This is a genomic window from Pseudomonas protegens (assembly GCF_003363755.1).
In the GTDB taxonomy this organism is placed as follows: domain Bacteria; phylum Pseudomonadota; class Gammaproteobacteria; order Pseudomonadales; family Pseudomonadaceae; genus Aquipseudomonas; species Aquipseudomonas danubii.
This window is the reverse complement of record NZ_CP031396.1, coordinates 5,223,985-5,237,914: the sequence shown is the minus strand read 5'-3', so window position 1 is coordinate 5,237,914 and position 13,930 is coordinate 5,223,985. Positions and strand designations below refer to the sequence as shown.

Below are 13,930 nucleotides of genomic sequence, written 5' to 3'. Positions count from 1 at the left end.
AGCCTCAATGAATCAGTGCAATCAGAGAAAGAGATCCAAACGGAAATAGATCGGTGCTTCCCGCTCACTCAGGGCATCTGGCCGCTCGAGGGAGTGGGCGAAGGTCACGCTGGCGGCGAGGTTCTTGCCACGGGCAAAGAACTCGATGGAGTCGCTGGAGACCCGGCCATGCTGCTCGGCGTTGTAGCGGTCGTTGCGGATCGCGCCGAGGTCATAGCCCAGCCCCGTGCCGTACTCGGCGAACGCCGGGCGCAGCCAGTCCCAGGTCACCGGGCGACTCCAGCGCAGGTCGTTGCGCCAGTAGTAGCCGCTGTCGCCATTGAGGCTCTGGTCCTTGTAACCACGGATCGAGGACTGGCTGCCCAGGCTCATGCGTTGCGAGCTGAACAGCACATCCTCGCTGCGCTGGCCGGTGACCAGGCTGCTGAACACCAGGGACTCGTCCCACAGCTTGAACGGCTGCAGGTAGCTGGCGGTGGCGGTGTACTTGCGGTAGCGGGCGTTGGCCTGGCGATTGCCGTATTTGTCGCGCTGGTTTTCGCGCTGGGCATCGAAGGCGCCAATACCGTCCTGCAGCCCCAGGTCGAGGTTGAGGAAGGCGCTGCCGATACGCCGACCGTGGTTGATGCCGAACTGGGCTTCGCTGAGGCGGTTGCTGCTGTTACTCAGCTTGCTGTCTTCGATGTAGTTGTTGGTGCGCAGGTAGCTCAGGCCGCTGTTCAGCGAGGTCTTGCTCACGGCATCGCGGTGGATCACTCGCTCAAGGCGCAGTTGATGGTTCTGGCTGTCGCCGGTCTGCTTGAAGTTGAAGCCCACGGCCTGAGCCAGGGAGCGGTATTCGCTCTGGCTGTAGCTGTAGCTGAGGTTCCACCAGCCAAACGGCAGGTTGTAGTAGAGCATGGCGTTGCGCGAGGTTTTCTGGTGGTCGCTGACGGCGTCGTGGCCGCCGCGCAACACCAGTTGGTCGGCCAGGCCCAGAGGGCTGTCCCATTCGAAAGAGCTGCCCCACTGCTGCTCGCCAGTGCTCTTCTGGCCCTCGTTGCTGCGCGACAGACCGACGCGCCAGGGCTTTTGCGGGTTGTTCTTGACCAGCACTTCACTGCCGCCCACGGCCTGCCCCGGGGCCAGTTCCATCTGCGCCTGGTTCGACGGCAGGCGGTTGAGCTGGTCCACCATCTGTTCGATCTGCCGCAAGTTGAGCAGCTCACCGCTGCTGCCGGGAAAGGCCATGTTCAGTTCACGGGCTGTGAACTTGCTGCCCTCGGCGGCCTTGAGCCCTTCGAGCTTGCCCTCTACCACCAGCACCTGCAGGTGGCCGCTGGACAGGTCCTGTTGCGGCAGGTAGGCGCGGCTGGTGACCAGGCCCTTCTCGATGTAGCGGTTGGTAATGACCTTGAGTAGCTCGTTGAGCTGGGCCACCCCCAGGCACTGGCCGATATAGGGCTTGAGCAGGCTCTCGCGTTCGCTGGCGGACAGCGAATCGGCGCCTTTGAGCTGGATATCCTGAATCGGGAAGCAGCGGCTATCGCTGGGTGCGCTGGGCGCTACAGGCGCGGCGCTCTTGCCGGGCAAGTCCTTGAGTTCTTCGAGACGCCGCTGCTGTTCTTCCAGCAGGCGGTTCTGCCGGTCGCGGATCAGGTCCTGGTCACCAGGGTTGAAGGTCGGTGCGGGCAAGGGCGCGGCAATCGCCATGGACAGCGGGACCGTCAGCAGCAGGCAGGACAAGGCACGGCACAACCTCATCCCGAGGGTGGGGATAGACATATTCGGTCCTTCGAAAGGGCAGCAAGGGTCAGACAGGGCGAGCGATGTTAATGTGCCATCATCTTGGCGTCAAATAAGCGCTGAACGCCCCGAAAAACTGCGTACACTCCCCGGAATCCGGGCCTTGCAGTGGGTGCCGATACTGGATTAACCCCAATAACCGACACATCAGACACTTCTGAATTTTCAGGAAAGGTTTCTTGGCAGCGGGCTGTTGATCCGCCAGAAGCGTCTCTTCGAGCTTTGGCCACTTAGCCAAAACTCGGGGGCATGGCCCAGATTGCCCAGATTGCCCGGGATGCCGGAATGGGCCGGGAAACCCAAGGCCAGTTGAGCCATCGAGGCCCGGAGTAGCTCTGAAAGCCAGTCAAAAAAAACCCGGACCAGGTCCGGGTTTTTCGTTTACCGCTGGCCGCTGGCTTATTCGGCTGCCGGCGCCTGAGGCTTGCGGCGCTTGAGCGGCGCCAGACCGTCCTGGCTGACCAGGCTGTCGCTTTTCGGCCGGTTGGCGGTCTTGCGCTTGGTCGGGGCCTTGGCCACGGACTTTTTCTTGTCGCCCTTGGCGTCGGTCTTTTTCTTCTTCACGCCAACGGCCTTGCCGGACGCCTTGACCTTTTTCGGGCCGCTGTAGGTGCCTTTGACTTCCTTGATGGTGCGGCGCTCGAAGCTCTGCTTGAGATAGCGCTCGATGCTCGACATCAGGTTCCAGTCGCCGTGGCAGATCAGCGAGATGGCCAGGCCATCGTTGCCAGCACGGCCAGTACGACCGATGCGGTGCACGTATTCGTCGCCGCTGCGCGGCATGTCGAAGTTGATCACCAGGTCCAGGCCGTCCACGTCCAGGCCACGGGCGGCGACGTCGGTGGCCACCAGGATCTTGACCCCGCCCTGCTTCAAGCGATCGATGGCCAGCTTGCGGTCCTTCTGGTCCTTCTCGCCGTGCAGGACGAACGCCTTGTAATCCTGCGCCACCAGGCGGCCGTAGATGCGGTCGGCCATGGCCCGGGTGTTGGTGAAGACGATGGCCTTCTGGTAGGTCTCGTTGGCCAGCAGCCAGTTGACGATCTGTTCTTTGTGCTGGTTATGGTCGGCGGTGATGATCTGCTGACGGGTGGTTTCGTTCAGCTGGCTGACGCTGTTGAGTTGCAGGTGCTCAGGGTTGTTGAGGACCTTGGCGACCATTTCCCGCAGGCCGGAACCGCCGGTGGTGGCGGAGAACAGCATGGTCTGCTGGCGGTTCGGGCATTCGTCCACCAGGCGCTGCACGTCTTCGGCAAAGCCCATATCGAGCATGCGGTCGGCTTCGTCGAGCACCAGCACTTCGACTTCTTTGAGGTCCAGGTTGCCGGCGTTGAGCTGCTCCAGCATGCGCCCGGGGGTGCCGATGAGGATGTCCGGCACCTTGCGCAGCATGGCGGCCTGGACCTTGAAGTCTTCACCGCCGGTGATCAGGCCGGACTTGATGAAGGTGAACTGGGAGAAACGCTCGACTTCCTTGAGGGTCTGCTGGGCCAGTTCCCGGGTCGGCAGCAGGATCAGGGTCTTGATGCTGACGCGGATCTTCGCCGGGCCGATCAGGCGATTGAGGATTGGCAGGACAAAGGCCGCGGTCTTGCCGCTGCCGGTCTGTGCCGTCACCCGCAGGTCACGCCCTTGCAGCGCGAGCGGAATAGCCGCTGCTTGCACCGGCGTCGGCTCGACAAATTTAAGCTCGGCCACGGCTTTGAGCAGGCGTTCGTGCAGGGCGAATTGGGAAAACACGGGTGCTACCTCGAAGATATGCAAAAAAACAGCTGCATAGGGTAACGGTTTCGAGCGCGCAGGCCGAGTTTCTTTGTGCAAACGGTGGCAAAGAGTTGGTTTTTTGTTAGCCGATTTGTCCTTAACCGTAACTTTGTCAGGGTTAAATGCTCTAATCCTCCCCTCGTGTCCCATAGAAGAATCGTTTTAGCCCATGGATTTCAAACAGCTCTGGCTCAATACCCAGGATCTCTGGGGAGCCCTCGATCAACACCCTCTCCTGCACGCCGGCATCGGCCTGGCCCTGTTACTGGTGATCGCCCTGGTGCTCGGACGAGTGGCCCGCTACCTGGTCCTGCACGCCGTCAGGCTGCTGGGCCGGCAGCCGTCCCTGCACTGGCTCAATGACCTGCGCCACAACAAGGTGTTCCACCGCCTGGCGCAAATGACCCCGTCCCTGGTGATCCAGTTCGGCCTGCACCTGGTGCCGGAGCTGAGCAAGACCAGCCTGCTGTTCCTCGGCAACCTGGCCATGGCCTTCACCATCCTGTTCCAGCTCCTGGCCCTGAGTGCCCTGCTCAATGCCCTGCTGGACATCTACGCACGCACCGAACACGCCCGCACCCGCTCGATCAAGGGCTACGTGCAACTGGCGAAGATGGTGCTGTATGTGTTTGGCGCGATCATCATCGTCGCCACCCTGATCGACCGCTCGCCGCTGTTGCTGCTGTCCGGTCTGGGCGCCATGTCGGCGGTGATCCTGTTGGTCTACAAGGACACCCTGTTGTCCTTCGTCGCCAGCGTGCAGTTGACCAGCAACGACATGCTGCGGGTCGGCGACTGGATCGAGATGCCCCAGGTGGGTGCCGACGGCGACGTGGTGGACATCACCCTGCACACGGTCAAGGTGCAGAACTTCGACAAGACCATCGTCTCCATCCCGACCTGGCGCTTGATGAGCGAGTCGTTCAAGAACTGGCGCGGCATGCAGCAGTCCGGCGGCCGGCGGATCAAGCGCAGCCTGTACATCGATGCCAGCGGCGTGCGCTTTCTGCATGACGACGAAGAACAGCGGCTGAGCAAGGTGCGCCTGCTTACCGACTACATCGGGCGCAAGCAGGCCGAGCTCAAGAGTTGGAACGAAGCCCAGGGCAACGTCGCCGCGCTATCGGCCAACCGCCGGCGCATGACCAATATCGGCACCTTCCGCGCCTATGCCCTGGCGTACCTCAAGAGCCACCCGGAGATCCAGCCGAACATGACCTGCATGGTGCGCCAGATGCAGACCACGGCCCAGGGCATTCCGCTGGAGATCTACTGCTTCACCCGCACCACGGCCTGGGTGGATTACGAGCGCATCCAGGGGGATATCTTCGATTACTTGCTGGCGGTAATGCCGGAATTTGGCCTGAACCTCTACCAGCAGCCCAGCGGCACCGATCTGCGGGCCGGTTTGCTGCCGGCGATAGCGGGCGCCAGCCATGTTCCACAACCAGAAAAGCACGCGCTTTAACCTGTAGCCGCTGCCGAAGGTTCGGGCCGCGTTCGGACGATCGGCCCCGCAGGGGCCGTGAAACCTGTGTTGGCGGTTCGCCTGGTCATACGCGGCGGCCGCCTTGCGAGTCCTGCGGCCTCGATCGCAGCCTGCGGCAGCGGCTACAACCAGCCCGGCAGCGCCGCCAGCATCCAGCCCCTGGATCGCTGCCTCAGCGAGTCGCCAGCACCGTAGAGCCGCGGCGGCTGATCCACACCGCCCCAAGGATCACCAACCCCCCCAGCAACAAGCGCCCCAGGTCTTCATGCTGGTTCCAGATCAGCAGATTGACCAGCAGCCCCACCGGCACATGCAAGTTGTTCATCACCGCCAGGGTGGCGCCGGTCACCAGGCACGCGCCCTTGTTCCACCAGTACATCCCCAATGCCGTGGACACCAGGCCGAGAAACAGCAGCACCGCCCATTGCAGCGGCGCATCAGGCAGGTAATGGGCCTTGCCGAACAGCAGGAACGCCGGCAGTACCACCAGCAACGCCCCCAGGTAGAAGTAGCCGAAGCGCCGGTAATGCGGCAGGTCGCTGGGGTAGCGCGCCACCAGGTGCTTGTACAGCACTTGCCCGGCGGCATAGGTGAAGTTGGCCAGTTGCAGCAGCAAGAAGCCGATGAAGAAGTCCGGGTTGACGCTGTCGTAGCGGATCACCACCGCGCCCGCCACCGCCACCAGCGCCGCCAGCAGCCCCCAGGGGTTGAAGCGCCGGTTCAGGGCGTCTTCGATCAGGGTCACGTGCAAAGGCGTGAGGATGGTGAACAGCAGCACCTCCGGCACCGTCAGCACCCGAAAGCTCAGGTACAGGCACACGTAGGTGATGCCGAACTGCAGGGCCCCGATCAGCAGCATGCCGCGCATGAAGGCCGGTTCCACCCGGCGCCAGCGGGTCAGCGGGAGAAACACCAGCCCCGCTAGCAGCACCCGCACCAGCACCGCAAAGTAACTGTCGACATGCCCGGCCAGGTATTCGCCGATCAGGCTGAAGGAAAACGCCTGGATCAGAGTGACAAAAAGTAGATAGCCCATGTTCGCCTCATCTTGAATGGCGGCGACGATAGCGGTTTTGCCGGTACAGATGAAATCCCGGGCAAAAAAAAGCCCGATCTCGCTAAGCGTGCAATCGGGCGTCGGCACTGAAGGAGCTACCAGTGCAAAGGGAGGTTCGATGCGCGAACCGGCTTGAAGGGGATCCGCAGGCGCTACTTGAACACCGGCGGATTATCTGCGGATTAACGGCGCCCATCTTGCAGCGCCGCTTCGCCCGACGGGGCTCAGGCCACCTGGGCCAGCTTGGCGTTGGCCTGGTTCAAGCCCTTTTCGTGGAAGTCGCCGCCCAGGTTCAAACCTTCGGCGTGGATGAACTCGACGTCGTGGATACCGATAAAGCCCATGACCTGACGCAGGTAGGGTTCCTGGTGATCGGCGCTGCTGCCGGCGTAGATGCCGCCCCGAGCAGTGAGCACGTAGGCACGCTTGCCGGTCAGCAGGCCCTGGGGCCCGGTGTCGGTGTACTTGAAGGTCACCCCGGCACGCAGCACATGGTCGAGCCAGGCTTTCAGGGTGCTGGGAATGGCAAAGTTGTACATCGGCGCGGCCATCACCAGCACGTCGGCGGCCAGCAGCTCCTCGGTCAGCTCATTGGAGCGCTGCAGGGACTCCTGCTCGGCGGCGCTGCGCTGCTCGGCAGGTTTCATCCAGCCTCCCAACAGGTTGGCGTCCAAATGCGGCACCGGGTTGCGGGCCAGGTCACGCACCGTGATCGAGTCGCCGGGGTGAGCGGCCTGCCATTGCTGGATAAAGGTCTGGGTCAATTGCCGGGATACGGAATCCTGCTGGCGGGCACTGCTTTCAATGATCAGGACGCGGGACATGGCTGAAGCCTCCATCGGGGTATGCGTAAGTCGATGGAGCGCAGATTAAACAGAGTGATATCGATGAAAAAGCGCAAATAACTGCTATAACCAATCAACAAATTCGTTTATAAGCGGAGCCAGCCCTAACGCAGTACGCCGGGCCGGCCCAGAGTCCATCATTTGGCCTGGCAGTTCAGGTCCAGGCGCAGCTTGATGATCTTGCGATTGAACTTGGCGGTCACGTTCTTGCTCTTGCCGGCCGCCACTTCCACCTTGCGGGTGCGGGGCGCCTCGGGGCCATTGCGAAACACCACCGAACACACGGCGTCGTTCTTGCCGTAGTTGTTCAACTGGATGGAGCCGATGTCTTCATCGGTATCGAAGGTGGTGTAGTCGATGCTCTGGCCGTTCAACTGCTTCTCGACATCGATGGGATAGGCCCAGGCGCAGAGGGGCAACAGCGCCAGCAACACACAACAGAATTTTCTCATTCGGCAGTCTCCAATAAGGAGCGCCAGCTTAGGACAAGAGGAGTCCCTCATGAAAGCGCCCCGCGTGACCCTGGATCAATGGCGCACCCTGCAGGCGGTGGTCGATCACGGCGGCTTCGCCCAGGCCGCCGAAGCCCTGCACCGCTCGCAGTCCTCGGTCAGCTACACCGTGGCGCGCATGCAGGACCAGCTCGGCGTGCCGCTGCTGCGCATCGATGGCCGCAAGGCGGTGCTCACCGAAGCCGGCGGCGTGTTGCTGCGCCGCTCCCGGCAACTGGTCAAGCAGGCCAGCCAGCTGGAAGACCTGGCCCACCATATGGAACAGGGCTGGGAAGCCGAAGTGCGACTGGTGGTGGACGCCGCCTACCCCAATGCGCGCCTGGTGCGCGCCCTGACCGCCTTCATGCCGCAAAGCCGTGGCTGCCGCGTACGCTTGCGCGAAGAAGTGCTGTCCGGGGTCGAGGAAGTGCTGCTCGAAGGCGTGGCCGACCTGGCCATCAGTGGCTTCAACATTCCCGGTTACCTGGGCACCGAGATGAGTTCGGTGGAGTTCGTCGCCGTGGCCCATCCGGAACACGCCCTGCACCGCCTGCAACGGGAACTGCATTTCCAGGACCTGGAAAGCCAGTTGCAAGTGGTGATCCGCGACTCCGGTCGCCAGCAGCCGCGGGATGTGGGCTGGCTCGGCGCCGAACAACGCTGGACCGTGGGCAGCCTGGCCACCGCCGCGACCTTCGTCAGCAGCGGCCTGGGGTTTGCCTGGCTGCCCCGGCACCTGATCGAACGGGAGCTGCGCGAAGGCCTGCTCAAGGTCCTGCCCCTGGACCAGGGCGGCAGCCGCCATCCGACCTTCTTCCTCTATTCCAACAAGGACAAACCCCTGGGGCCGGCCACGCAGATCCTCGTGGAACTGCTGCGCACCTTCGACACCGCGCCCCTGGATGCGCCCTTTGCCGCCCCCGAGCAAGCCTGACGTCCCACCCACCAGAACAGGAGTTCTGCCATGGCGTATTTCGAGCATGAAGGTTGCACCCTGCACTACGAGGAATACGGCCGGGGCGACCCCCTGCTGCTGGTTCACGGCCTGGGCTCCAGCGCCCTGGACTGGGAAAAACAGATCCCCGAGCTCGCGGCCCGCTACCGGCTGATCATCCCGGACATTCGCGGTCACGGACGCTCCGACAAACCTCGGGAGCGCTACAGCATCCCGGGCTTCAGCGCCGACATCGTGGCGCTGATCGAGCACCTGAACCTGGGCCCCGCGCACTACGTCGGGCTGTCCATGGGCGGCATGATCGGCTTCCAACTGGCGGTGGATCAGCCGCAACTGCTCAAGAGCCTGTGCATCGTCAACAGCGCCCCCGAGGTCAAGCTACGCAGCGCCAATGACTACTGGCAGTGGTTCAAGCGCTGGAGCCTGGCCCGGGTGTTGAGCCCGGCCGCCATCGGCAAGGCCCTGGGGCCACGCCTGTTTCCCAAGCCGGAGCAGGGTGAGCTGCGGCAAAAGATGGCCGAGCGCTGGGCAAAAAACGACAAACGTGCTTATCTCGCCAGCTTCGACGCCATCGTCGGCTGGGGAGTGCAGGAACGTCTGGGGCGGATCACCTGTCCAACCCTGGTCGTCAGCGCCGACCGCGACTACACCCCGGTGGCGGTCAAAGAGGCTTATGTCAAACTGCTGCCGGATGCACGGCTGGTGGTGATCGAGGACTCCCGACACGCCACGCCGCTGGACCAGCCGCAGCGCTTCAACCACACCCTGCTGGACTTCATAACCACAGTCGACACCACCACTCAGGATCACTGAACCATGCTGAAAAAAATCGCCCTCGTCGCCGGCTCCGTGCTGTTCGCTGCCAACCTGATGGCCGCCCAACCGGCCAAGGCGCCTCACGTCCTGCTGGACACCAGCTTCGGCAAGATCGAAGTCGAACTGGACCCGGTCAAGGCACCGATCTCCAGCAAGAACTTCCTCGACTACGTCGACAGCGGCTTCTACAACAACACCATCTTCCACCGGGTGATCCCGGGGTTCATGGCCCAAGGCGGTGGTTTCACCGCGCAGATGGTGCAGAAAGACACCCGCGACCCGATCAAGAACGAAGCCTCCAACGGCCTGCATAACGTTCGCGGCACCCTGTCCATGGCCCGCACCTCCAACCCCAACTCGGCCACCAGCCAGTTCTTCATCAACGTCGCCGACAACGCCTTCCTCGACCCGGGCCGCGATGCCGGCTACGCGGTGTTCGCCAAGGTGGTGAGCGGCATGGACGTGGTGGACCAGATCGTCAATTCCCAAACCACCACCAAGCAAGGCATGCAGAACGTGCCTGTGGACCCGGTGCTGATCAAGTCGGCCAAGCGCATCGACTGAATCCGCCAGCCTGTCCCGACGGCGGCGCCCTACCCGGCGCCCCGTCCGCTTTCAGAACAGGAGAGCCCGTACCCCGGGCTTCAAGACCCCCATGCTCTTTCGTCGTTTTGAACAACTGATCGATATCTTCCGCGACGCCCCCAGCGCCACCCCGCCCAATCGGGTCCTGCCGTTCTACTTCCACTACATCAAGCAAGTCTGGCCCAGCTTCGTCGCCCTGCTGGTGGTGGGCCTGTTCGTGGCCCTGATCGAGGTGTCGCTGTTCAGCTACCTGAGCACCATCATCGACCTGGCCCAGGGCACGCCCAGCGTCCAGGTATTCACCGACCACGGCCTGGAGCTGACCTGGATGGCGGTGGTGGCCCTGCTGTTCCGGCCGCTGATGGTGGGCCTGCACGACCTGTTGATGCACCAGACCATCAACCCCGGCATGACCAGCCTGATCCGCTGGCAGAACCACAGCTACGTGCTGCGCCAGAGCCTGAACTTCTTCCAGAACGACTTCGCCGGGCGCATCGCCCAGCGCATCATGCAGACCGGCTATTCGCTGCAGGACTCCTCGGTGCAGGTGATCGACGCCCTGTGGCACGTGACCATCTACGCCATAGGTTCCCTGGTGCTGTTCGCCGACGCCGACTGGCGCCTGATGATCCCCCTGCTGCTGTGGATCGCCGGTTTCATCGGTGCCATGCGCTACTTCGTGCCACGCATCCAGAAGCGCTCGGTGGACGCCTCCGACGCCCGCTCCAAACTCATGGGGCGGATCGTCGACGGCTACACCAACATCACCACCCTCAAGCTCTTTGCCCACACCCATTTCGAACAGAGCTACGCCCGCGAAGCCATCGCCGAGCAGACCGAGAAAAGCCAATTGGCCGGCCGCGTGGTCACCGCCATGGACGTGACCATCACCAGCCTCAACGGCCTGCTGATCGTCAGCACCACGGGCCTGGCCCTGTGGCTGTGGAGCCAGTCGCTGATCAGCGCCGGGGCCATCGCCCTGGCCACCGGTCTGGTGATCCGCATCGTCAACATGTCCGGCTGGATCATGTGGGTGATCAACGGCATCTTCGAGAACATCGGCATGGTCGAGGACGGCCTCAAGACCATCGCCCAGCCGCTGCAACTCACCGACCGCGAACAGGCGCCCAAGCTGGCCGTGGCCAAGGGCGGCGTGCGCTTCGAGCATGTGGAGTTCCATTACGGCAAGGCCAACAAGGTCATCAGCGACCTCAACCTGGACATCCGTCCCGGGGAGAAGATCGGCCTGATCGGCCCGTCCGGGGCCGGTAAATCGACCCTGGTCAACCTGCTGCTGCGCCTCTACGACCTGCAGGGCGGACAGATCCTCATCGACGGCCAGAACATCGCCGAGGTGACCCAGGAAAGCCTGCGCGAGCGCATCGGCATGATCACCCAGGACACCTCGCTGCTGCACCGCTCGATCCGTGACAACCTGCTTTACGGCCGCCCCGATGCCACCGATGAGGAGCTCTGGGAAGCGGTGCGCAAGGCCCGGGCCGACGAGTTCATCCCGCAACTGTCCGATGCCCAGGGCCGCACCGGCTTCGATGCCCATGTTGGCGAACGCGGGGTCAAGCTGTCCGGCGGCCAGCGCCAGCGCATCGCTATTGCCCGGGTGCTGCTCAAGGACGCGCCGATCCTGATCATGGACGAAGCCACCTCGGCCCTGGACTCGGAAGTGGAAGCGGCGATCCAGGAAAGCCTGGAGACCCTGATGCAGGGCAAGACCGTGATCGCCATCGCCCACCGCCTCTCCACCATCGCCCGCATGGACCGCCTGATCGTCCTGGAACAGGGGCGCATTGCCGAAGCCGGCACCCACGCCGAACTGCTGGCCCATGGTGGTTTGTACGCGCGCCTGTGGCAGCACCAGACTGGAGGATTCGTCGGCATCGACTGACCCGCGGCGGCGACTGATCTGTAGCCGCTGCCGCAGGCTGCGATCGGCACCGCAGGGGCCGCAGAACCTGCATCCGCGGTTTGCCTGGTCAATCGTGGTAATCGCCTTGCGAGTCCTGCGGACTCGGTCGCAGCCTGCGGCAGCGGCTACAGCAATCAGGTGCAGAAGGTTGTGCCTCGCGACGCCAGGGCCCTGTTTCCAGGGGCCCTGGCGTTTTTTTGCGGGCTGGAATTGCGCCAAAAGCCTGCTGTACTGAGCCTAGGTTCCGGGACAGAACCTGCAGTTAACCCGCGGGATGCATAACAGTTGTATCGCGTTGATAGGTTGACCTATCAAGGAATCACTCATGTCTTTGTTCAAACGTTCCATGACTGAATTGCTCGGGACCTTCTGGCTGGTTCTCGGCGGGTGCGGCAGCGCCGTGCTGGCGGCGGCGTTTCCCAATGTCGGCATCGGTCTGCTGGGCGTCGCCCTGGCCTTTGGCCTGACGGTGCTGACCATGGCCTTCGCCATCGGCCATATTTCCGGCTGCCACCTCAATCCCGCCGTGTCCGTGGGCCTGGTGGTGGGCGGACGCTTTCCGGCCAGGGAGCTGCCGGCCTATATCGTGGCGCAGGTCATCGGCGGGGCCATCGCCGCAGCGCTGCTGTATTTCATTGCCAGCGGCAAGCCCGGCTTCGAGCTGGCCGCGGGGCTGGCCTCCAACGGCTATGGCGAGCACTCCCCCGGCGGCTATTCAATGGCTGCGGGGTTTGTCTGTGAACTGGTGATGACCGGGATGTTCGTAGTGATCATTCTGGGCGCCACAGACAAACGCGCCCCGGCGGGGCTGGCGCCCATCGCCATCGGCCTGGCCCTGACCCTGATCCACCTGATCTCGATCCCGGTCACCAACACCTCGGTCAACCCGGCCCGCAGCACCGGCCCGGCGCTGATCGTCGGCGGCTGGGCCCTGCAGCAACTGTGGCTGTTCTGGCTGGCACCGATCCTCGGCGCAGTGATCGGCGCCGTGCTCTACCGCTGGCTGGGCAAGGAAGACGGCTGAGCAACGGCGGCGAGGATCACGCCTGCCGATAGGGCAAGGCGTCCCTCGCCTCCTCGGCATAAGCGCGAATCCCGACCCGCTCCCGATGCAGAAAATCCTGCACCGCGGCATTCAGCCCGGGGTGACGCAGGTAGTGCCAGGAGCGGGTGATCACCGGCTCGAAGCCCCGAATCAGTTTGTGCTCGCCCTGGGCCCCGGCGTCGAAGCGCTGCAGCCCCTGGGCGATGGCGTAGTCCATGCCCTGATAGAAACAGGTCTCGAAATGCAGGCGGTCAAACTCCGCCAGGCAGCCCCAATAGCGGCCGTAGAAACTGTCGCCCCCCACCAGGCTGAAGGCCATGGCCACCGGGCGCCCGCCCTGCTTGGCCAGGACCACGCGAATCGCCTCGGGCATGCGCTCGGCCAGCAGGCTGAAGAAGGTCCGGGTCAGGTAGGGCGACTGGCGCCGCACCGCATAGGTGTTGGCGTAGCAGGCATAGACGAAATCCCACAGTGCCTCGTCCAGTTCATGGCCTTCGAACCACTGGAAATCAAAGCCCTGCCCCGCCACCTGTTCGCGCTCCTTGCGCATCTGCTTGCGCTTGCGCGAGCTCAGGGCGTCGAGAAAATCCTGAAAGTCCCGGTAGCCGCGATTCTGCCAGTGGAACTGACAGCCCAGGCGCTGCAACCAGCCCGGTTGCTGTTCCAGGGCCTGATCGCTGAAGTCGTCGGTGAAGTTGATGTGAGCGCTGGAAAGCCCTTCGATCTCCAGGTAACCGGGCAGGCTTTTCAGCAGCTCGAAGGCGTCCGCCTGGGTCGCCGCCAACACCCGGGCGCCGCTCACCGGGCTGAACGGCACCGCGGTCAGCAGCTTGGGGTAGTAGTCGATCCCGGCCCGCGCGCAGGCATCGGCCCAGCCATGATCGAACACGTATTCACCGTAGGAGTGCCATTTGCGATAGCTGGGCAGGGCCGCCAGCAGCCGGCCGTCTTCTACATGCAGCAGGTGCTCGGCCTGCCAACCGGAGCGCGGGCCCAGGCTGCCGCTGTCTTCCAGGGCACTGAGAAAGGCGTGACGGACAAAGGGTTGCCCGTCCTTGAGCAGGCCATCCCATTGCACAGGATCGACGGCAGACAGACTGTTCAAGGATTGCAGCGGCATGGGGGTCCCCGGAATTCAGATCGAACGACCCGGCGAGTATCCTCCATCCCCGGA

General features: G+C 63.4%; 12 protein-coding genes. 6 read left to right on the top strand and 6 right to left on the bottom strand.

The window, feature by feature from the left end; all coding sequences use genetic code 11:
* Positions 1-21 precede the first annotated feature (21 nt).
* Both DWF74_RS23750 and DWF74_RS23745 read right to left on the bottom strand, forming a co-directional pair.
* Complete coding sequence (locus DWF74_RS23750) at positions 22-1,764, bottom strand: ShlB/FhaC/HecB family hemolysin secretion/activation protein (RefSeq protein WP_115581832.1); 1,743 nt, start codon at positions 1,762-1,764, stop codon at positions 22-24.
* Between the two features lie 420 nt (positions 1,765-2,184).
* Positions 2,185-3,525, bottom strand: a complete 1,341-nt coding sequence (locus tag DWF74_RS23745) for a DEAD/DEAH box helicase (RefSeq protein WP_042941946.1) — start codon at positions 3,523-3,525, stop codon at positions 2,185-2,187.
* Positions 3,526-3,718: 193 nt separating this feature from the next.
* Between DWF74_RS23745 and DWF74_RS23740 the strand changes: the two genes are divergently transcribed.
* A complete protein-coding gene (locus DWF74_RS23740) occupies positions 3,719-5,017 on the top strand; it encodes a mechanosensitive ion channel family protein (protein WP_115581831.1) in 1,299 nt (432 codons plus the stop codon).
* Between the two features lie 193 nt (positions 5,018-5,210).
* Here the strand turns inward: DWF74_RS23740 and DWF74_RS23735 are convergent, their stop codons facing one another.
* The 3 genes from DWF74_RS23735 to DWF74_RS23725 all read right to left on the bottom strand — a co-directional run bounded on the left by DWF74_RS23735 (position 5,211) and on the right by DWF74_RS23725 (position 7,392).
* On the bottom strand, positions 5,211-6,074 hold the full coding sequence (locus tag DWF74_RS23735; protein ID WP_102861687.1) for a carboxylate/amino acid/amine transporter: 864 nt from the start codon (positions 6,072-6,074) through the stop codon (positions 5,211-5,213).
* A gap of 245 nt (positions 6,075-6,319) precedes the next feature.
* Positions 6,320-6,919, bottom strand: a complete 600-nt coding sequence (locus DWF74_RS23730) for an FMN-dependent NADH-azoreductase (protein ID WP_102861686.1) — start codon at positions 6,917-6,919, stop codon at positions 6,320-6,322.
* A 158-nt stretch (positions 6,920-7,077) separates the two neighbouring features.
* A complete protein-coding gene (locus DWF74_RS23725) occupies positions 7,078-7,392 on the bottom strand; it encodes a 3-phosphoglycerate kinase (RefSeq protein WP_102861685.1) in 315 nt (104 codons plus the stop codon).
* 49 nt (positions 7,393-7,441) lie between these two features.
* On the opposite strand from DWF74_RS23725, the gene DWF74_RS23720 reads away from it, so the two are divergent.
* From DWF74_RS23720 to aqpZ, 5 genes are all read left to right on the top strand, one after another.
* Positions 7,442-8,365 carry a LysR family transcriptional regulator gene (locus DWF74_RS23720; protein WP_102878799.1) on the top strand — a complete coding sequence of 308 codons (924 nt, stop codon included), beginning with the start codon at positions 7,442-7,444 and terminating at the stop codon, positions 8,363-8,365.
* 30 nt (positions 8,366-8,395) lie between these two features.
* The gene (locus DWF74_RS23715; protein WP_115581830.1) at positions 8,396-9,199 is read left to right on the top strand and encodes an alpha/beta fold hydrolase; all 804 of its coding nucleotides are present in this window, start codon (positions 8,396-8,398) and stop codon (positions 9,197-9,199) included.
* 3 nt (positions 9,200-9,202) lie between these two features.
* Positions 9,203-9,766: a peptidylprolyl isomerase gene (locus DWF74_RS23710; RefSeq protein ID WP_102861682.1), complete on the top strand. Its 564-nt coding sequence runs from the start codon at positions 9,203-9,205 to the stop codon at positions 9,764-9,766.
* Positions 9,767-9,857: 91 nt separating this feature from the next.
* Complete coding sequence (locus DWF74_RS23705) at positions 9,858-11,690, top strand: ABC transporter ATP-binding protein (protein WP_115581829.1); 1,833 nt, start codon at positions 9,858-9,860, stop codon at positions 11,688-11,690.
* 346 nt (positions 11,691-12,036) lie between these two features.
* Positions 12,037-12,735 carry an aquaporin Z gene (aqpZ, locus tag DWF74_RS23700; RefSeq protein ID WP_115581828.1) on the top strand — a complete coding sequence of 233 codons (699 nt, stop codon included), beginning with the start codon at positions 12,037-12,039 and terminating at the stop codon, positions 12,733-12,735.
* 16 nt (positions 12,736-12,751) lie between these two features.
* Here the strand turns inward: aqpZ and DWF74_RS23695 are convergent, their stop codons facing one another.
* Complete coding sequence (locus DWF74_RS23695) at positions 12,752-13,876, bottom strand: GNAT family N-acetyltransferase (protein WP_115581827.1); 1,125 nt, start codon at positions 13,874-13,876, stop codon at positions 12,752-12,754.
* Positions 13,877-13,930 lie beyond the last annotated feature (54 nt).

Bases quoted from the DNA above. Each gene is read 5' to 3' on its own strand.
- DWF74_RS23750 (WP_115581832.1), bottom strand. From the start codon at position 1,764: ATGTCTATCCCCACCCTCGGGATGAGGTTGTGCCGTGCCTTGTCCTGC.
- DWF74_RS23740 (WP_115581831.1), top strand. From the start codon at position 3,719: ATGGATTTCAAACAGCTCTGGCTCAATACCCAGGATCTCTGGGGAGCC.
- DWF74_RS23735 (WP_102861687.1), bottom strand. From the start codon at position 6,074: ATGGGCTATCTACTTTTTGTCACTCTGATCCAGGCGTTTTCCTTCAGC.
- DWF74_RS23730 (WP_102861686.1), bottom strand. From the start codon at position 6,919: ATGTCCCGCGTCCTGATCATTGAAAGCAGTGCCCGCCAGCAGGATTCC.
- DWF74_RS23725 (WP_102861685.1), bottom strand. From the start codon at position 7,392: ATGAGAAAATTCTGTTGTGTGTTGCTGGCGCTGTTGCCCCTCTGCGCC.
- DWF74_RS23720 (WP_102878799.1), top strand. From the start codon at position 7,442: ATGAAAGCGCCCCGCGTGACCCTGGATCAATGGCGCACCCTGCAGGCG.
- DWF74_RS23715 (WP_115581830.1), top strand. From the start codon at position 8,396: ATGGCGTATTTCGAGCATGAAGGTTGCACCCTGCACTACGAGGAATAC.
- DWF74_RS23710 (WP_102861682.1), top strand. From the start codon at position 9,203: ATGCTGAAAAAAATCGCCCTCGTCGCCGGCTCCGTGCTGTTCGCTGCC.
- DWF74_RS23705 (WP_115581829.1), top strand. From the start codon at position 9,858: ATGCTCTTTCGTCGTTTTGAACAACTGATCGATATCTTCCGCGACGCC.
- aqpZ (WP_115581828.1), top strand. From the start codon at position 12,037: ATGTCTTTGTTCAAACGTTCCATGACTGAATTGCTCGGGACCTTCTGG.
- DWF74_RS23695 (WP_115581827.1), bottom strand. From the start codon at position 13,876: ATGCCGCTGCAATCCTTGAACAGTCTGTCTGCCGTCGATCCTGTGCAA.